The organism is Deinococcus sp. HSC-46F16 (assembly GCF_024171495.1).
GTDB lineage: Bacteria > Deinococcota > Deinococci > Deinococcales > Deinococcaceae > Deinococcus.
Genome location: NZ_JALJZW010000001.1, coordinates 59,706 through 77,949, shown reverse-complemented (window position 1 = coordinate 77,949; position 18,244 = coordinate 59,706). Strand labels below are relative to the sequence as shown.

At 70.8% G+C, this 18,244-nt stretch carries 17 protein-coding genes; 12 read left to right on the top strand and 5 right to left on the bottom strand.

The window, feature by feature from the left end; all coding sequences use genetic code 11:
- Nucleotides 1–29: 29 nt before the first annotated feature.
- Nucleotides 30–1,370, bottom strand: coding sequence for a M28 family metallopeptidase (locus L1280_RS00480; protein WP_253580033.1), 1,341 nt, complete (start codon nucleotides 1,368–1,370; stop codon nucleotides 30–32).
- A gap of 100 nt (nucleotides 1,371–1,470) precedes the next feature.
- Here L1280_RS00480 and lepA point away from each other — a divergent pair, with 100 nt between their 5' ends.
- Nucleotides 1,471–3,276: a translation elongation factor 4 gene (gene lepA, locus L1280_RS00475; RefSeq protein WP_253580032.1), complete on the top strand. Its 1,806-nt coding sequence runs from the start codon at nucleotides 1,471–1,473 to the stop codon at nucleotides 3,274–3,276.
- A gap of 197 nt (nucleotides 3,277–3,473) precedes the next feature.
- Here the strand turns inward: lepA and L1280_RS00470 are convergent, their stop codons facing one another.
- Complete coding sequence (locus L1280_RS00470) at nucleotides 3,474–4,082, bottom strand: LysE family translocator (RefSeq protein WP_253580031.1); 609 nt, start codon at nucleotides 4,080–4,082, stop codon at nucleotides 3,474–3,476.
- A gap of 169 nt (nucleotides 4,083–4,251) precedes the next feature.
- Between L1280_RS00470 and L1280_RS00465 the strand changes: the two genes are divergently transcribed.
- The 11 genes from L1280_RS00465 (at nucleotide 4,252) to ftsZ (ending at nucleotide 15,961) form a co-directional block, all read left to right on the top strand.
- Entirely contained in the window at nucleotides 4,252–5,208 is a 957-nt protein-coding gene (locus L1280_RS00465) for an MBL fold metallo-hydrolase (RefSeq protein WP_253580030.1), read from the top strand.
- Between the two features lie 91 nt (nucleotides 5,209–5,299).
- Entirely contained in the window at nucleotides 5,300–6,373 is a 1,074-nt protein-coding gene (locus tag L1280_RS00460) for a sensor histidine kinase (protein WP_371922854.1), read from the top strand.
- The gene (locus L1280_RS00455; protein WP_152869689.1) at nucleotides 6,370–6,954 is read left to right on the top strand and encodes a response regulator transcription factor; all 585 of its coding nucleotides are present in this window, start codon (nucleotides 6,370–6,372) and stop codon (nucleotides 6,952–6,954) included. Before L1280_RS00460 ends, L1280_RS00455 begins: the two co-directional genes overlap by 4 nt.
- Nucleotides 6,955–7,055: 101 nt before the next feature.
- Nucleotides 7,056–8,228 carry a pyridoxal phosphate-dependent aminotransferase gene (locus tag L1280_RS00450; RefSeq protein ID WP_253580029.1) on the top strand — a complete coding sequence of 391 codons (1,173 nt, stop codon included), beginning with the start codon at nucleotides 7,056–7,058 and terminating at the stop codon, nucleotides 8,226–8,228.
- A gap of 55 nt (nucleotides 8,229–8,283) precedes the next feature.
- Nucleotides 8,284–9,033, top strand: coding sequence for an AIM24 family protein (locus L1280_RS00445; RefSeq protein ID WP_253580028.1), 750 nt, complete (start codon nucleotides 8,284–8,286; stop codon nucleotides 9,031–9,033).
- Between the two features lie 95 nt (nucleotides 9,034–9,128).
- Nucleotides 9,129–10,217, top strand: a complete 1,089-nt coding sequence (gene murG, locus L1280_RS00440; RefSeq protein ID WP_253580027.1) for an undecaprenyldiphospho-muramoylpentapeptide beta-N-acetylglucosaminyltransferase — start codon at nucleotides 9,129–9,131, stop codon at nucleotides 10,215–10,217.
- A 31-nt stretch (nucleotides 10,218–10,248) separates the two neighbouring features.
- Nucleotides 10,249–11,664, top strand: coding sequence for a UDP-N-acetylmuramate--L-alanine ligase (gene murC, locus L1280_RS00435; RefSeq protein ID WP_253580026.1), 1,416 nt, complete (start codon nucleotides 10,249–10,251; stop codon nucleotides 11,662–11,664).
- Nucleotides 11,661–12,551, top strand: coding sequence for a UDP-N-acetylmuramate dehydrogenase (locus L1280_RS00430; RefSeq protein WP_253580025.1), 891 nt, complete (start codon nucleotides 11,661–11,663; stop codon nucleotides 12,549–12,551). The genes murC and L1280_RS00430 overlap by 4 nt, the downstream gene beginning before the upstream one ends.
- A gap of 84 nt (nucleotides 12,552–12,635) precedes the next feature.
- Nucleotides 12,636–13,385, top strand: coding sequence for a cell division protein FtsQ/DivIB (locus L1280_RS00425; RefSeq protein ID WP_253580024.1), 750 nt, complete (start codon nucleotides 12,636–12,638; stop codon nucleotides 13,383–13,385).
- Nucleotides 13,385–14,752 carry a cell division protein FtsA gene (gene ftsA, locus L1280_RS00420; RefSeq protein WP_253580023.1) on the top strand — a complete coding sequence of 456 codons (1,368 nt, stop codon included), beginning with the start codon at nucleotides 13,385–13,387 and terminating at the stop codon, nucleotides 14,750–14,752. Before L1280_RS00425 ends, ftsA begins: the two co-directional genes overlap by 1 nt.
- 108 nt (nucleotides 14,753–14,860) lie before the next feature.
- Nucleotides 14,861–15,961 (top strand): cell division protein FtsZ, encoded by a 1,101-nt coding sequence (ftsZ, locus tag L1280_RS00415; protein WP_253581047.1) that lies wholly within the window; start codon nucleotides 14,861–14,863, stop codon nucleotides 15,959–15,961.
- A gap of 61 nt (nucleotides 15,962–16,022) precedes the next feature.
- Here ftsZ and pfkA read toward each other — a convergent pair whose 3' ends face one another.
- Genes pfkA through L1280_RS00400 form a run of 3 tightly spaced genes read right to left on the bottom strand, consistent with a single transcriptional unit; the run spans nucleotide 16,023 to nucleotide 18,180 of the window.
- The gene (pfkA, locus tag L1280_RS00410; RefSeq protein WP_253580022.1) at nucleotides 16,023–17,066 is read right to left on the bottom strand and encodes a 6-phosphofructokinase; all 1,044 of its coding nucleotides are present in this window, start codon (nucleotides 17,064–17,066) and stop codon (nucleotides 16,023–16,025) included.
- A gap of 26 nt (nucleotides 17,067–17,092) precedes the next feature.
- Nucleotides 17,093–17,953, bottom strand: coding sequence for a 16S rRNA (cytidine(1402)-2'-O)-methyltransferase (gene rsmI, locus L1280_RS00405; protein WP_253580021.1), 861 nt, complete (start codon nucleotides 17,951–17,953; stop codon nucleotides 17,093–17,095).
- The gene (locus L1280_RS00400) at nucleotides 17,950–18,180 is read right to left on the bottom strand and encodes a hypothetical protein (RefSeq protein WP_253580020.1); all 231 of its coding nucleotides are present in this window, start codon (nucleotides 18,178–18,180) and stop codon (nucleotides 17,950–17,952) included. Before L1280_RS00400 ends, rsmI begins: the two co-directional genes overlap by 4 nt.
- Nucleotides 18,181–18,244 lie beyond the last annotated feature (64 nt).

Here is an 18,244-nt window from a genome sequence, read left to right as displayed (position 1 = left end):
CCCGCCGGGCATCCGCCGAAGAGCGGAGGCTAGCAGCCGTCGCTGCTGAAGCCCTCGCACGGCTCTGTCGGGGTCCAGGGGGTGTCCAGCGTCTTGCGGGCCAGGGCCAGCGCGAAGGCCGCCGCGCCCTCCACCAGCGCAGGCGAAAGGGTCCGGTCAGCGGTCGCGTGGTAGCCCTCGTCCAGTCCCCGGTGGATAAAGGCGGTCCGCACGCCCCAGCCGATAAACGGAACGTGGTCGCTGCTTCCCGTCACGCCGGAGGACCGGCCGAAGGACTCGCGTTCGGGCGGGTTGTCTTCGAACAGCCGCACACCGGGGCGTACCCTCTGCGCGATGGGCCGCAGCTCGGCGTGGGCGGCCACCCCCAGCGGCTCGGCCCCCACGCCCACCATGTCGAGGTTGAGCATCGCGCGGGTCTGCCGCAGCGGGAAGCGGTGCGCGTCCACGAAGGTGCGGCTGCCGTACAGCCCGTCCTCCTCCCCATCGAAAAGGACCAACCACGTCCGCTCAGCCAGCGGGGTGCCCGCTGCCCGCCGCGCCACCTCCAGCACGGCCAGCACGCCGCTCGCGTTGTCGTTGGCGCCCGGCGAGGCGTTCACGCTGTCGAGGTGCGCCCCCAGGACGATCTCGGGCTTCGCCTCCACCCGCGCCGCGATCAGGTTGGCCCCCGTGACCTCGCGCCGCTCCACCTTCGACACGAGGTCAGCCGCCTGGCCCGCCCGCGCCCAGACTTTCCGGCCGTCCGCCGCGCTGACCCACACCATCGGCAAGGGGGTGCCTGAAACACGCTCCAGCCGCGCGACCTCGCAGTCCTGCACGAGGACCAGCCCCAGCGCTCCCGCCTGGGTCGCCCGGCCCACGATCTCGCCGCGGGACAGCCCGGTGTCCTCCCAGTCCTGGCAGCGCAGCAGCGCGATCTGGCCGCGCAGGCCCCGCGCCTCCATCGCCCCCGGTGAGAGGCCGCCCGGCAGGGGCACCAGCCGCCCCGACTGCTCGCCACCCCCGGCACCGTAGAGGGCGTGGGCGGGCACACGCAGTTCCCCCACAGTCACCGTGCCGCCGAGGTCGAAGGGCCGCTCCAGCGTGACGGGTTGGCGGGTGACGCGGTATCCCAGTGCCTCCAACTGTTCCTCCAGCCAGTCCAGCGCCCGCGCGTGGCCCGGCTCGCCCACCGGACGGGGACCGAGCGCCCGCAACTCGGCCCAGTCCCCAGCGACCGTGCGGGCCTGCGCCGCCGCCTGTACGGGGGGATTCTGGGGGCGGGTGCTCAGGTAGACACCGCCGCCCGCTGCGCCCAGCACGGCCAAGAACGGCAGCGCCCACTGCCACAGCGGGCGGGCCGGGCGGGTGGGAAGGGCACGGTGCGGCATAGGGCCAGGGTAGCGGCCAGGAGGCGGGGGCGGGCGCGAAGATGCGGCCCCCGCCTCAGCAGACAGAAGCGGGCGGGGGCGGTGCCGTACACTGCTCCCCGTGACCGAAGGGCCGACCGCCAATATCCGCAATTTTTCCATCATCGCCCACGTGGACCACGGCAAGTCCACGCTGGCCGACCGCATCCTGGAGCGGCTCGGCGCGATGGGCGAGCGCGACAAGCGCGACCAGACCCTCGACACGCTGGAGCTGGAGCGCGAGCGCGGCATCACCATCAAGTCGACGCCCATCCGCCTGAACTACCGCCGCGAGAATGGCGAGCAGTACGTCTTCAACCTGATCGACACGCCGGGGCACGTGGACTTCAACTACGAGGTGTCACGCTCGCTGGCCGCCTGCGAGGGCGTGCTGCTGCTCGTGGACGCTTCTCAAGGGGTGGAGGCGCAGACCATCGTTAACGCCTACCTCGCCATCGACAACAACCTCGAAATCGTGCCGGTGGTCAACAAGATCGACCTTCCCGCCGCCGACCCCGAAGGCGCAGCGCAGGAGCTGGAGGAAGTCATCGGCATTCCCGCCGAGGAAGCCGTCTTCGCGTCGGGCAAGGCGGGGCTGGGGATTCCGGAGATTCTGGAAGCCATCGTCGAGCGCATTCCGCCACCGCCGGGTGACCCGCAGGCGCCCCTCAAGGCGCTGATCTTCGACTCGTTCTACGACGCCTACCAGGGCGTGATTCTGTTCGTGCGGGTGCTGGAGGGCACCTTGACGCCGAAGCAGCCCATCATGCTGTTTTCCACCGAGAAGACCTTCGAGGTGGACAAGGTGGGCACCTTCTCGCCGGGCCTCGTCGTGGGCGAGTCGCTTCCGGCGGGCACGGTGGGCTGGGTCGCGGCGGGCATCAAGGACATCCACGACGCGCAGGTGGGCGACACCCTGACGCAGAAAGACCGCCCCACCCCCGAGCCCTTCCCCGGTTTCAAGCCCGCGCAGCCCGTCGTGTTCTCGGGCCTGTACCCCACCTCCACCGAGGAGTACCGCAAGCTGCGCGACGCGCTCGAAAAGCTCAAGCTCAACGACGCGGCCTTTACCTTCGAGCCCGAAACGTCCGAGGCGCTGGGCTTCGGCTTCCGCTGCGGCTTTCTGGGCCTGCTGCACGCCGAGATCGTGCAGGAGCGGCTGGAGCGCGAGTTCGACCTCGACCTGATCGCCACCGCGCCCGCCGTGGTGTACCGGGTGACCCTGACCAACGGCGAGGTCTTCGAGACCCAGAACCCCGCCGAGTTCCCCACCCGCGACCGCATCAAGCTGGTCGAGGAACCGTACATCAAGCTGTCCATCATGCTGCCCGAGGACTACGTGGGGCCAGTGATGCAGCTTCTGCAAGAACGCCGGGGCTCGATGGTTACCATGAACTACGTGGGCAAGCGCGTGGAGCTGATCTACGAGGTGCCCTTCGCGGAGATCCTGTACGACTTCCACGACCGCTTGAAGTCCATCTCGCGCGGGTACGCCTCGATGGACTACGAGCAGATCGGCTACCGCGAGGGCGAGCTGCGCAAGGTCGACATCATGGTGAACAACGAGGTCGTGGACGCCCTCGCCGTGATCGTGCACGAGGACAAGGCCTACTCGCTGGGCCGCAAGATCGTGGACAAGATGGCCGAGGTCATCCCCCGGCAGATGTTCCCGGTGCCCGTGCAGGCGACCATCGGCGGCAAGATCATCGCCCGCGCGACGGTGAAGGCGTACCGCAAGGACGTGCTTGCCAAGTGCTACGGCGGCGACATCTCCCGCAAAAAGAAGCTGCTGGAAAAGCAGAAGAAGGGCCGCGCCCGCATGAAGCAGATCGGCACGGTCGAGGTGCCGCAAGAGGCGTTCCTGGCGGTGCTCAGCACGGACGAGTGATACGGCTTCCGTCCAATCCGTTCTCGAATCGGAACCCCACCAATCCGGTCACTCCCTTCCCAGAAACCGTTTTTTCCTGCCCGCTCTGCCCGGATTGAACAGTTTTCGTCACTGCTGGGCCGGAACCTGCAGAAGTTCTTTCAAGACGCACCAGGCGCTGACAGCCCCCACGGCCCAGCGCCTTTCTCCGGTGCCGCTCAGCGTTCCGTCAACGCCAGCTCCACGCTCAGGCCCGCGAAGGCTGCCGCAAAGGAGCGGCGCAGCCACAGCAAGGCGCGGGGAGAAGTGGTGACGAACTGCCGGACGCTGCCCGCCAGCAGGCCGTAAGCGGCGAACACCAGAAAGGTGACGAGCATGAACGCGCCGCTCAGGGCGAGGAACTGCGGCAGTTCCGGACGACCCGGTGCGATGAACTGGGGCAGGAAGGCCAGGAAAAACAGCGTGAGTTTGGGATTCAGGAGGTTCAGCAGCACCGCCCGCCCGATCACCTGAAGGCTGCCGCGCGTGCCCTCGTCCTGGAAACGGAGGCCGCCGCGCTCCTGCCAAGTGGCCCAGGCGAGATAGAGCAGATATGCCGCGCCCGCGAGCTTGAGTGCGGTGAAGATTTCCGCGCTCAGGTGCAGGATCAGCGACAACCCCAGCAGGCTGGCGATCAGGTGGGGCACGATGCCCAGCGTGCAGCCGAACGCGGCCGTCAGGCTGGCCCGCCATCCGCGAAAGAGGCCGGTAGAGACGGTGTAGATGGCCCCGGTGCCGGGGATCAGGGCGACGACCAGCGAGGTGAGCAAGAAGGGCACAGTCAGCATGGGACCTCCGGGAATGCGTTGGGGGAAGGGCAGCCTACCTTGCGGCAGGCCGTCCCGCCCGCTTTCCCTCAAGGTCACCCCGCCGCACTCAAGGGGTGCGCTCATGCAGGCTGCCTACCGTGTGAGAAGAGCTGCAGCATTCTCATCTCACCCCGAAAGGACGCCCACCATGACCCACGCGCCTGAGCCTTCGCCCGACCTGAACCGCCTTCGCCCGCCCGCGCCGCCCGTCTCGACCTTCGGGGGCACGCAAGTCCTGCGCCCGGACGTGGTGCGGGTGCGCCTACCGATGGTGAACGCCTTTCTGATGGGCCTGCCCGGCGAGGACTGGGTGCTGCTCGACGCGGGGATGCCGGGCACGGCGGGGCTGATTCGCAAGGCGGCGGACGAGTACCACGCGGGCCGTCCCCCGGTCGCCATCGTGCTCACGCACGGACACCTCGACCACATCGGGGCGCTGCACGACCTGCTGAAAACGTGGCCGGTGCCGGTGTACGCGCACCCGCTGGAGCTGCCGCACCTCACCGGCAGGGCGCCCTACCCCTTTCCCGACCCCACGGTGGGCGGCACGACCAGCCTGCTTTCGCCCGCGTTCGTGCCCGGTCCCTTCGACTTCCGGCCGCATGTGCGCCCGCTCCCGGAAGACGGCAGCGTGCCGCACCTCCCGGAGTGGCGCTGGCTGCACACGCCGGGGCACTCCTCCGGGCACGTCTCGCTGTGGCGCGAGGAAGACCGCACCCTGATCGCCGGGGACGCCTTCGTGACCACGAAGCAGGAGTCGGCGGCAGGCGCCTTCGCGCTGCGCCCCACCCTGATTCACCGCCCGCCCGCCTACTACACGCCCAACTGGGACGAGGCGCGGGACTCGGTGCGGCGGCTCTCAGCGCTGCATCCCTGGCTGGTGGTCACCGGGCACGGACACCCCATGTCAGGGCCGGAGATGGACGCCGACCTCGCGCGGCTGGCCCGCAACTTCGACGAGCTGGGGCGCCCCCGCCGGGGCTGGTACGTGAATCATCCGGTGCCCGTGGGCGTGCCTCCGGTCGGTCCCGATCCCCTGAGGCAGCGGGTGCTGGCAGGTCTCGCGCTGGGGGCGCTGGCGCTGATACTCCTGCGCCGCCGCTAAAGTTCTCCCCTGTCCCCACACCGGGCGGGTCATCATGGCCGCCTCACAGGTGTGGGGATTCTGTCAGAGCGGGGTTTTTACACTCCCCTCCGTGAGCACAGGAGACGCGCAGGTCGCTCGGCCGGGGGTTCTGGGGACCGTGTCCCGGCGCCCGCACCCGGCACCCCGCCTGCGCGTGGGCACGCGGGCGGGGACGCTGCGGACCCAGTTCACGCTGGTGATCTTCCTGCTGACCTTCCTGCCGAACCTCGGCCTCACCTTCACGCTGGCGGGCGAGGCGGCCTCGTCCACGCTGGCACTGTGGCTCATCCTGGTCGCGGCGCTGTGCGGCGGGGTCGGCTACCTGCTGAGCGGCGTGCTGCTGCGCCCGCTGCGGCGACTGGAGGGCGAGGTCGGGGCGGGCAGCTTCGCGCAGCCGCACCCGGACGACCCGGCAGAAATCCGGGCGCTGCGGGGGGCCTTTACCGGGCTGCTGGGACGGCTCGCCACCGAGCAGGAGCGGCGGGGGGCCTTTATGGCGACGCTGGTGCACGACCTGCGGACGCCGCTGATCGCCACCGGGCACCTCTCGCGGCTGCTGGGCCAGGGCGCCCTGAGCGCCGAGCAGCGCCGCGAGGTCGCGGGCGAGGTCGAGCGGGAGAATGCCCGGCTGCTCGCCCTGGTCGCCCAGATGGCCGACGCCCACCGTTTCGAGCGCGAGGAGGTGCAGCTCTCGCCCTCGTGCACCGACCTCGGCACCCTGCTCGCGGAGGTGGCCCGGCGGCTCTCGCCTCAGGCGCAGGCGCGTGGCCTGACCCTCACGGCGACCGGAACAGGCCACGCCCACGCCGACGCGGCCGTGCTGGAGCGGGCGGTGACCAACCTCGCGGCCAACGCGCTGCGGTACGCCCGCACCCGCGTGGAACTGCGCGTGACCCCACGGGGGCTGGAGGTCCGCGACGACGGCCCCGGCCTGTGTGCGCCCCTGTCCGAACTCGCCCAACCCTTCAACGCGCAACCCGCCACCATCGCCGGGCAGCAGTACGCCGCCGGGATGACGGGCCTGGGCCTTTTTATCGCCCGCCGGGTCGCGGAGGCGCACGGCGGGGCGCTGGAGTACCGCCGCGACGCGGCCTCGCCGCTGCCCACCACGTTCTGCCTGCTGTTCCCGGAGGTGACCCCTTGAGAATCGTGATTGCCGACGACCACCCCCTCTTCCGCATGGGCCTGAAATACGCGCTGCTGCACCAGGGTTTCGACGTGGTCGCGGAAGCCGCCGACGGCCTCCAGGCCCTGAGCGCCTGCCGGACCCTGGAACCCGACGCCGCCCTCCTCGACGTGAAGATGCCCGGCCTCACCGGCATCGAGGTCTGCGAGCGGCTGCGCCAGACCCACCCCGGCGTCGTCAGCGTGCTGATCACCACCTTTGCCGAACCCGCCATCGTGCAGGCGGCGCGGGCGGCCGGGGCACGCGGCTACGTGAGCAAGGAAACCGACCCCGAGTCGCTCGCCCGGCAACTGCGCGACATCGTGGCGCACCCGGACGTGGACCGCCTGCCGCAGGTCGAGGTGCCGCGCCTGACCCCCCGCGAGTCGGAGGTGCTGCCGCTGCTGGCCCAGGGCTTTTCCAACAAGGAGATCGCCAAGAACCTCGGCGTCAGCCCCGATACGGTCAAGGACCACCTTGCCCGGCTGTACGTCAAGCTCGAAGCCGGGGACCGCACCGAGGCGGTCAGCCGGGCGCGGAGCATCGGGCTGCTGCAGTAGGGGGAGTGGGACGTCGGGAGTGGGAAGTGGGGGGAGACCTCCGCTTCCCGCTTCTCTAGCCTGCCTAAGCTCCCGGCTGCGCTTCAGCTCTAGGCTGGGGCATGGGCACAGCTTTCCCCCTCTCGGCGCGGGTGCGCGGCCTCAAACCCTCGGCCACGGTCGCCGTCACCTCGCGGGCGCTGGAGCTGCGGCGCGCGGGGGCCGACGTGCTCAGCCTGAGCGTGGGGGAGCCGGATTTCGAGACGCCGCCGCATGTGGGGGCCGCGGGCATCGCCGCCATCGAGGCCGGGCACACCCGCTACACCCCCGTCAACGGCCTTCCCGAATTGCGCGAGGCCGTGAGCGCCAAGTTCGCCCGCGAGAATGGGCTGGACTATGCGCCGGGCGACGTGATGGTGAGCAGCGGGGGCAAGCAGGCGATCTTCAACGCCCTGCTCGCGCTGCTCAACCCCGGCGACGAGGTGCTTATCCCCGCGCCCTACTGGGTGAGCTACCCGGAGATGGTGGCGCTGACGGGGGCGGTGCCCATTTCCGTCCCCACGCGGGCGGAGTCGAGCTTCGTCCTCGACCCGGAGGAACTGGCAGCGCGGATCACGCCGAGAACGCGCCTGATCGTGCTGAACAGCCCCGGCAACCCCACGGGAGCGGTCTACCCGGCCCAGGTGCTGGAGGCGGTGGCCGAACTCGCCCGGCGGCACGACCTCTATCTGCTCTCGGACGAGATCTACGAGCATCTGGTGTACGACGCCGGGCACGTCAGTCCCGCCCGCTACGCCCCCGAGCGCACGCTGACGGTCAACGGCGCAAGCAAGGCTTACGCGATGACGGGCTGGCGGATTGGCTACGCGGGCGGGCCGCGCGAGTGGATCGCGGCGATGAACGCCCTGCAATCGCAGAGCACGACGGGGGCCTGCACCGTCTCGCAGTACGCCGCCCTCACAGCCCTGACCGAGCACGGGGCGACGGCCCGCTTCGTGGCTCAGGCTCGGGCCGCCTACCGCGAGCGGCGGGACTTCCTCGTGGCGGGGCTGAACGGGCTGGGGCTGCCCACACCCACTCCGCAGGGCGCCTTCTACGTCCTGCCCGACTCCACCCGCCTGCACCCCGACGAACTGGAGGCGAGTCGCCTGCTGCTGGAGCAAGGCGGCCTGGCCGTGGTCCCCGGCACCGAGTTCGGGGCGCCGGGGCGGGTACGCCTGAGCTATGCGGCGGGGCTGGACACGCTGGGGGAAGCGCTGCGGCGCATAGAAGCTGTGCTGACGGCTGAGGACTGAAGGCTGACAGCTTCTGCCCGGAACCCTTCCGCCCCCCACCCCGTACCCTAGCCGTATGACGAATGCTGATGGCAGTTACAGTCTCCGCGACTTCCTGGCCCAGACCGCCGAGCGCGACAATCCCGGCGAGGTCTTCGAACTCGAATCCAGCAAGATGCTGGAGGTCAAGGTCAATGGCCGCGTGTGGAGCAAGCTCGGCGCGATGATCGCCTACAAGGGCAACCTCTCTTTCAAGCGCGAGGGCACCCTAGAAGGCGGGCTGATGAAGGCCCTCAAGCGGGCGGTCAGCCAGGAGATGAGCCCGCTCGCCAAGATCGAGGGTCGGGGCGTGGCCTACCTCGCGGATCAGGGCAAGGAGATCCAGATTCTGCGGCTGTCGGGCGAGAGCCTGAACGTGAACGGCAACGACCTGCTCGCCTTCGAGGACTCGGTGCAGTACGACATCACCATGCAGCGCCGTGCGGCGGGCATGGCGGCGGGCGGACTGTTCAGCGTGCGGGTGCAGGGGCAGGGGCTGGTCGCCATCCTCAGCCACGGCAAGCCGCTCACGCTGCGGGTCACACCGAACGAACCGATCTTCACCGACCCCAACGCGACGATTGCCTGGAGCGGCAACCTCCAGCCGCAGCTCCGCATGGCGACCGACCTGCGCTCCATGTTCGGGCGCGGCGGCGGCGAGACCTACCAGATGGTCTTCCAGGGCGACGGCTTCGTGGTGGTGCAGCCCTACGAGGAGTTCGAGGCCGGGATGTTCGGCGAAGGCGGCGGGAGCGTGGGCAAGACGCTGGGGGACCTGTTCGACTGAGCCCTGTGGAGCAGAGGAAGGTGGGAGGCGCACACGACGCCCCCACCCCTCCCCTTTGCTCCACACCCTCCGGGCCACCCGCTACACTCCCCCGGATGACCTTGATCGTGATGGCGACGGGCGGCACCGGGGGGCACATCTACCCGGCGGTCGCCACCGCGCGGGAACTGATGGGCCGGGGGCACCGGGCCTTGCTGCTGGGACAGCGTGGCGGCATGGAGGAACGCTTCGCGGCCGACTCGGGCCTGGACTTTCACGGGGTGGACGCGGGCAAGCTCGCCCGCAGCGGGCAGGGCCGCCCCGACCCCCGAGAGTTGCTGCGGGCGGCGCGGGGGGTGGCGGAAGCGCGGGCCTTCCTGCGGGAGGCGCGGCCGGGGGCGGTCGTCGGGTACGGGGGCTTTGCCAGCCTGCCCGGAGTGCTCGCCGCGCAGAGCCTGGGCCTGCCCACCGTCCTGCACGAGCAGAATGCCCGCCTGGGCCTGACCCAGCGCCTCGCCGTGGGGCGGGCACGGGCAGTGGGCACGGCGTACCCGCAGGTCGTGGGCCTGAACCCCGATAAGGCCACCCAGGTCGGCATGCCCGTCCGCGAGGAGCGTCTGCCCCGCCCGGAGGCGCTGGCGCGGCTGGGCCTGCGCGAGGGAGCGCTGACCGTGCTGATCATGGGCGGCTCGCAGGGATCACTGGCCCTCAACACCGGGGTACCCGACGTGCTGCGGGCCGTGTTTGGGCCAGAAGGCCGCACCCCGGACGGCCAACCCGTGCAGGTGCTGCACTCCACCGGCCCGCGCTGGCTGGAGGAGGTGGCCCCGCGCGTGGCCGACCTGTCCTGGTACCACCCCGCCCCCTACGTGGACGCGGTCGCCGCGTGGTCGGCGGCGGACTTTGGGATTACACGGGCAGGCACGGGCACGTTGGCGGAGGCGGCCTTTCACGGAGTGCCGCTGGTGATGGTGCCGCTGCCCGAATCGGCGGAGAACCACCAGTTCCACAACGCGCAGAGTGTGGAGTCGGCGGGCGCGGGGCGGCTGGTCGCACAATCGGACCTCGCCGGGGCGCTGGGCGGGGCGGTGCTAGAGTGTGCCCAGCCCGGCACGCGGGCGGCGATGCGGGAAGCGGCCCTGGGGCGCTCGCCCGCCGGGGCCGCCGCGCGGCTCGCGGACCTCGTGCTGCGGCACGTCCGCTGACCCTGTCCGCGTGCCTCCCCTCCTTCCCACCATGACTGACCCCTCCCCCCCCACCAAGGCCGCCCCCGGCACCCCGTCCTCCCCACACGGTCAGCCCCACTACCACCTGATGGGCATCGGCGGCATCGGCGTGAGCGCTTTCGCGCGGCTGCTCGCGGCGCGGGGGGTGCGCGTCAGCGGCTGCGACGAGCAGGCGTCCGAACTCACCGAGGGGCTGGCCCGCGACGGCATCGCGGTGGCCCATGCCCACGACGCCGCCCATGTGGCCGGCGTGGACGTACTCGTCGCGTCGGAAGCGGTTCCCAAGGACCACCCCGAACTGGTCGCCGCCCGCGCCGCCGGGGTGGAGGTGCGGCCCCGCATGGCGCTGCTGGGGGAACTGCTGACCGCCTCGCCCTCGGTGGGGGTGATCGGCACCCACGGCAAGACCACCACGACCTCCATGATCGCGGTGGCAATGGCGGGCGCGGGGCTGGACCCCTCCGCCTTCGTGGGGGGCATCGTGCCTGAGTTCGGTTCCAATGCGCGGCTGGGGCAAGGCCCCTTCGTCGCGGAGGTGGACGAGTCCGACCGGGGCTTCGCGGCGCTGAGCTGCGAGACGGCCGTGTTCACCAATGCGGAAGACGACCACGTGGGCGGCAATCAGGCGACCTACTGGGAGACGGTGGAGGAGCAGCACGCCGCCTTCGCCCGCTTCGTGGGGCAGTCGGGCCGGGTCCTGTACTGCGCCGACTGGCCGGGGCTGGAAGAGTTGTGCGGTGAGGCGATCGAACGCCTGAGCTACGGCCAGGCCCAGGGGGCTGACTACCGCGCCTTAGACCTGCGCCCCGACGCCGAGGGCACCTCCTTCACGGTGACGCGCCGGGGGAAGGTGCTGGGCGAGGCCCGTGTGGGGCTGCCGGGCACCCACAACGTGCTGAACGCGCTCGCGGCGCTGGCGGTGACCGACCTCTACGGGGGGGACTTCCGGGCCGCCGCCGACGCGCTCGCCGCCTTCCGGGGACCGGGGCGGCGCTGGCAGCGGGTGGGCGAGCTGAACGGGGCGCTCGTGGTAGACGACTATGCGCACAACCCCACCAAGGTGGCGGCGGCGGTGCAGGCCGCGCGGCAGACCGGGCGGCGGGTGCGGGTGGTGTTTCAGCCCCACCGCTACCTGCGCACCCAGCAGTCCTGGCCCCGGCTGGCCGACGCGCTGATGCCCGCCGACGAGGTGCTGATTCTGGATATCGCGGCGGCTTCCGAGACCCCCATTCCCGGCATTCACGCCACGCTGGTCAGCGACCGGATGCGCGAGGGCGGGCACGCGGGCGTGCGCTACCTCCCCGACCGCGCCGAGGTGGTGCGTTACCTGCGCGAGACGGCGGACGCGGGCGACCTGATCGTGACGATGGGGGCGGGCGACGTGTGGAAGCTGTCCCGTGAACTGGCCGCAGGGGGGCAGGCATGACCACCCTGAGTCCCAGCCGCACCGGGGCGCGGGTCGAGCGCCAGCCCCTCGCCCGCTACACCACCCTGGGCGTGGGCGGCGAGTCGGAGGTCTGGTTCGTCGCAGACCATGCCCAGCTTGCGGAGGCGATGGAGGCTCCCTACCGAATTCTGGGCGGGGGCAGCAACCTCGTCATCGCGGACGAGGGGGTGCCCGAGCGGGTCATTCGCCTGACCGGGCCGCTCGCGCAGGCGGACCTCACGCCCGACCCGGCGCTGGGCACGTCCGAGCAGATCGTCACGGGCTGGGTGGGCGGCGGCGTGCCCCTCCCCGGCCTGATTCGCAAGCTGCAAAAGCTCGGGCTGAGTAACCTCGAAGGCACGGTGGGCATTCCCGCGCAGGTGGGCGGCGCGGTGTGGATGAACGCGGGCACGCGCTACGGCGAGATGTTCGACGGGCTGCACACGCTGGAGATCGTGACGCCGGAGGGGACGCGGCAGGTCACGCCCGACGACCTCGCCTGGGGCTACCGCAACAGCGGGATTCCCCGCAACCACATCGTGACCCGCGTGCGCTTGAAGCTGCGCCCTTCCACTCCGGAAGAGGTGCTGGCGAAGATGAACTTCGCGGACCAGGCCCGCAAGGGGCAGCCCAAGATGAAGACGCCCGGCTGCGCCTTCAAGAACCCCGGCAGCGGCAAGGGCGCGGGCCAACTGATCGACGAGGCCGGGCTGAAGGGCACCCGCGTGGGCGCGGCCATGATCGCCCCGGAGCACGCCAACTTCATCGTGAACCTGGGGGGAGCGACCGCCGCCGATGTCCACGCCCTGCTCCGCCTGATCCGCGAGCGGGTGGGCGTGCCGCTGGAGCTGGAATACGAGCTGTGGCCGGAGACGCTGCCAGGCTGAACGCCGCGCCCGTGGAACCCCGCTGAAATCGGGACTTCTTTGTTGAGCGCTGCTCGCTGACGGCGGGCCGCTAGACTGCCCCCCATGACCGATCCCGACCCCCGGCCCAGAAACCGCCGGGTGCCCCCACCTAAGCCCGCTCCTGAACCCACCCCCACCGAACCGCTCGTCCCCGAACCAGTGGAGGAAATGCTTCCCCCACCGCCTTCTCCTCGCCCCCCCCGGAACCTACGCCCGTTGTGGTGGACCCTCGGCGTAGCGGCGGTCCTGGGGCTGCTGGCGGCGAGCTGGTTTCTCCTGCCCATCCGGACCGTGACGGTGCAGGGAAACGAGCGGCTCTCGGAGGCACAGGTGCGGCGGCTGGCGGGCTTGACGCCGGAGTTCGGGTGGCTGTACTACGGCCGCTGGCGGTCGGGGGGGCTGGCGCGGAGTCCCTGGATCGAGGCGGCGACCGTGACCCGCCGCTTTCCCGACGCGGTAGTCGTGCGGGTGCGCGAGCGCGAGCCCTTCGCCCGGTGGAAGGGGCCGGGCGGCGAGATCGTGACGCTGGCCGAGGACGGCACGGTGCTGCCGGGCGCCCGCAACGTGGCTGGCCTGCCCCTGATCAGCGGGTGGGGACCCGACCGCCGGGCCGAGGCCCTGGCCCTGACGCGTGCCCTGCGGCGTTACAATGTGCAGTCGGTCGCCTACACCCCCAGCGGGTTCACGGCGGCGACGCCAACCACGACGGCCTGGAGCGGGGACCTTGCCACGCTGCTGAAGTATGCTGGGGCCATCGTGCAATTTCCCGATCAAGAGATCCACATCTACCCCTGGGGGGTGAGCGTCCAGTAATGAAGGACAACCCGATCATCGTGGGGCTGGACATCGGCACCACCAAAATCACCACCGTCATCGGCGAGGTCGGCGATGACGGTTCGGTCGACATCATCGGCGAAGGCAGCGTGCCCAGCGAGGGCATGAAGCGCGGCGCCGTCGTGAATCTGGAGCGGGCCACCGGGGCGATTCGGCAATCGGTGCAGGCCGCCGAGCGCGTCAGCGGGGTGCGGGTGGCCTCCGTGTTCGTGTCGGTCGCGGGCAACCACGTCAAGGCAATCACCAGCCACGGCCTCGCGGCGATTCGCCGTCACCAGGAAATCAGCCAATCCGACGTGGACCGCGCCATCGAGAACGCCCGCGCGGTGCCCCTCGACCCCAACCTAGAAATCATCCACACCCTGCCGCAGGAGTACGTGGTGGACGGGCAGGAAGGCATCAAGAGCGCGGTGGGCATGCACGGCGTGCGGCTGGAAGTCGACGTGCATATCGTCGCCGGGACGGCCGGGCCGCTGCTGAACCTGCGCCGCTGCGTGCAGGAGGCGGGGCTGAAGGTGGAAGGCTTCGTCCTCCAGGCCCTCGCCTCGGGCCTCGCCACGCTGGAGGCCGCCGAGCAGTCGCAGACGGTTGTGGTGATCGACATGGGGGGCGGCACCACCGACGTGGGCGTCTTCAAGCGCGGCAACCTCGCGCACTCGGCGTGCATTCCCATCGGCGGGGACCACGTGACGGCCGACCTCGCGCAGATTCTCAAGCTGCCGCACGAGGAAGCCGAGAACGTCAAGCGCCGCTATGGGGCGGCCGTGCCCGAACTCGCCGACCCTGACCTCACGCTGGAGATCACCACCGCGAACGGCTCGACCCACGCGATCAGCGCCTTTGAGCTGTCGCGCATCATCAAGCCGCGCCTGACCGAGATTTTCGGCATGGTCCGCGACGAGATCGACCAGGCGCTCGGCCCGGTGGAACTCGTGGCGCAGGGGGTCGTGCTGACGGGTGGAGCCAGCTCACTGCGCGGGATTCCCGAACTCGCCCGCGACCGCTTCCGCCTGCCCGTGCGGGTGGGGCGTCCGCGCGGCATCGGTGGCCTGACCGACATCGTGAGTGGCCCCGCGCACGCCGGGGGCGTCGGGCTGGTGCTGTACGGCATCGGGCAGGACGGCAAGGTGCCGGTGTCGGTCTTCCGCCCGGAGGAACCGGCCCCCCCGCCCCCCACGCCGCAGCCGCAGCCCGCCGCCAAGGGCAACCCCGAACCCAAAAAGGACCCCGGTACCGTCACGGTAGCAGCCCCCGCGCCGAGCCAGCCTGCGCCCAAAAAGGAGCGGCCCAAGGACGGGGTCAGCCTCAAGGACCGGGTGCGCGGCTTTTTCAAGGACTGGATGTAGCCCGAACAGGGGCACGCGGCTCACCTTTGCCGTGAAGGCCGTAAAGGTACGGTAAGCTACCCGGAGCAAAGCAGAGGGAGGCAGCCGCCTCCTTCCGAAGGAGACATGATGCAAGCGGCGAGAATTCGCGTGATTGGCTTGGGCGGGGCGGGGAACAACGCCGTCAACCGCATGATCGAATCGGGACTCGAGGGTGTGGAGTTCGTGGCAGGCAACACCGACGCGCAGGTGCTGGCCAAGAGCCACGCCGAGGTCCGCATCCAGCTCGGGGACCGCCTGACGCGCGGCCTGGGCGCCGGGGCCGACCCCGAGGTCGGGGAGAAGGCGGCGCTGGAAGACCGCGAGCGCATCAAGGAGTACCTCGACGGCACCGACATGCTGTTTATCACCGCCGGGATGGGCGGCGGGACCGGCACCGGCTCGGCGCCCGTCGTGGCCGAGATCGCCCGCGAGATGGGCATCCTGACGGTCGCCATCGTGACCCGGCCCTTCAAGTTCGAGGGGCCGAAGCGCCAGCGCGTCGCCGAAGAGGGGATCGCCAAGCTCACCGAGCGCGTCGACGGCATGATCGTGGTGAACAACGAGAAGCTGCTCACGGCGGTGGACAAGAAGGTGAGCTTCCGCGAGGCCTTCCTGATCGCCGACCGGGTGTTGTACTACGGGGTCAAGGGCATCAGCGACGTGATCAACGTCGAGGGCATGATCAACCTCGACTTTGCGGACGTGCGAAACATGCTCTCGAACTCGGGCACGGTCCTGATGGGCATCGGCGCGGGGCGCGGCGAGAAGGTGGCCGAGGAAGCCGCCATGAGCGCGATCCACTCGCCGTTGCTCGAGCGCGGCATCGAGGGCGCCCGCCGCATCCTGATCAACGTGACGGGCGGCTACGACCTCTCCATGACCGATGCCAACGAGATCGTAGAGAAGATCCGCGAGGCGACCGGCTTCGAGGACCCCGACATCCTCTTCGGCATCACCCCCGACGAGGCGGCGGGCGACGAGGTGCGCGTCACCGTGATCGCCACCGGCTTCGGCGAGGGGACCTTCCCCGGCACGCTCTCGGCCGGGATGGGCATGGGCAAGCCGGGGGGCGGCCGCAGCTCCAGCCTGGAGACCTTCGTGCGCCCCGTGCGCGGTCAGGGCGGGGGTTCCTATGACCCCAAGGACTACGATATCCCCGCCTTCCTGCGGAACGTCGGGCGGGACTGAGACGACCACAGGGAAGGGGGCCACAGCATCCGCTGGTGGCCCCTTTCCTTTATCCACAGGTTTACACGCTCAGCGTCATGGCGCAGCGGTACAGGTCGCGGCTGACGTCCTTGCGCCGCTCCCAGGTCTCGTTCAGGGGCGTGTGGATGACCTCGCCGTTGACCCGGCCCACCATCACCCCAGCCACGCCGTCCATCAGGGCGTAGACGGCGGCTTCCCCCAGACGGCTGGCGAGGACCCGGTCGCTGCTGACGGGCGAGCCGCCGCGCTGGATGTGGCCTAGGATGCTCACGCGCGTTTCCAGGCCGGTCCCGGCCTCGATCGCGCTCGCCACCCCCTGCGCTCTGCCCGGATAGCCCTCCGCGACGATGATGATGGAGCTGGCCTTGCCCTTCGCCACGCTGTCCTTGACAATCTGGACCACGCCGTCGACGGGCTTGGGGTCCTCAGGGATGAAAACCTCCTCGGCGCCGCCCGCAACCGCCACCTCCAGGGCGATGTGCCCGGCGTGGCGGCCCATCACCTCGATCACGAAGATGCGCTCGTGCGAGGCCCCGGTGTCGCGCAGCTTGTCCACCGCGCCGAGCGCCGTTTCCACCGCCGTGAAGTACCCGATGGTGTGGTCGGTGCCGTACAGGTCGTTGTCGATGGTGCCGGGAATGCCGACGATGGGAATGCCGTGCTCCTGTTGTAGGTAATATCCGCCGTGAAAGGAGCCGTCCCCGCCGATCACGATCAGGCCGTCCACCCCCCACTCGCGCAGGTGGGCCGCCCCGCTCGCCCGGCCCTCTGGGGTGCGCCAGGTCTTGCTGCGGGCGGTGAGCAGCACGGTGCCGCCGCGCTGGATGGTGTTCGCCACGTCCCTTGGGCCGATCATTCGCAGGTCGCCCCGGTGCAGGCCGGAAAAGCCCCGGCGCACGCCTACGACCTCGATGCCGTGGTGGGTGGCGGTGCGGACCACAGCGCGGATGGCGGCATTCATGCCGGGGGCGTCGCCGCCGCTCGTCAGGACGGCGAGACGCTTGATTGCAGCCGGGTTGGGATGCGGCTCGGCGTGCGGGAGATCGGGGGGCTGGGGCAGATCGGCAGGCGGCAATTCGGACATGGCAGACCTCGGAGGTGGGAAGGGATTCAAGGCGACGTGACCCGCAGGGCCAGCGCATAAGCGTCATTCTTACGCAAACCCGCCGCGACGAGCAATTCCCGGATTTCGCGGGCCGGGCGGCCCTCGGCAGCCCACGCGCGGGCCTGCGCCTCGGGGTCGGGGGCCTCCTCGCCGGGAAGGAGGGTGCCCTGGGGCCGCCCGGCCACCACCACCACGATCTCACCGCGCACCCCTTCCCCGAAGTGGGCGGTGAGGTCCGCGAGGGTGCCCCGCGCCGTCTCCTCGAAGCGCTTGGAGAGTTCGCGGGTCACGCTGGCCTCCCGCTCCGGGCCGCAGGCGGCGGCGAGGTCCGCGAGGGTGTCGGCCAGGCGGTGCGGACTCTCGTACAGCACGGTCGTCTCGGGGCGGGCGGCGATGGCGGCCAGCCTCTCCTTGCGCTCGCGGCCTGAGCGGGGCAGGAAGCCCTCGTAGGTGAAGCGGGCGGTGGGCAGGCCCGAGAGGACGAGCGCGGGCACGAAGGCCGTCGGGCCAGGCAGGACCTCCACCGGAATCCCGACCTCCACCGCCGCCCGCACGAGTTCCGAGCCTGGATCGCTGATGCCCGGCGTGCCCGCGTCGCTGACGTAGGCGAGCCGGGGGTGTGCCTCCAGCACGGCGGGGGCGCGGTGCATGGTGTGGGCGTCGAGGCGCACGAGGGGGCGGCTGATGCCCAGGTGGGTCAGCAGCGCCCCGGTGCGGCGGGTGTCCTCGCAGGCCACGGCGTCGGCACCACGCAGCACCTCCACCGCCCGGAAGGTCAGGTCCCCGAGGTTGCCGACCGGGGTGGGGACCAGCCACACGTGGGGGGGACCAGAGGCGGCCGCCCCCGTCTCGTCGGCCGGAGTCAATCCTCGCCCCCACCCTGGGGCAGGCTGCCCGGCAGGGCGGACTCGGCGGCGAGGCCCGGCAGCGGCTTGATCCGCACGCGCACCCGGCGGCGGGTCAGGGCGCTGGTGATGCGGGCACGCAGCAACTCGGCCTCGCCCACCGTGACCGTCACGACCGTGCCCTCGGGCAGCCGCGCCCCGACCAGCACGACGACGCCGCCCTCCACGATGCCCTTGTACGCCCTCATGACCTCCACTCTAGAGCACCCGGCCCCCGGATACTGTCGCGGCTGCGCCATCCGGGGCGCCTCC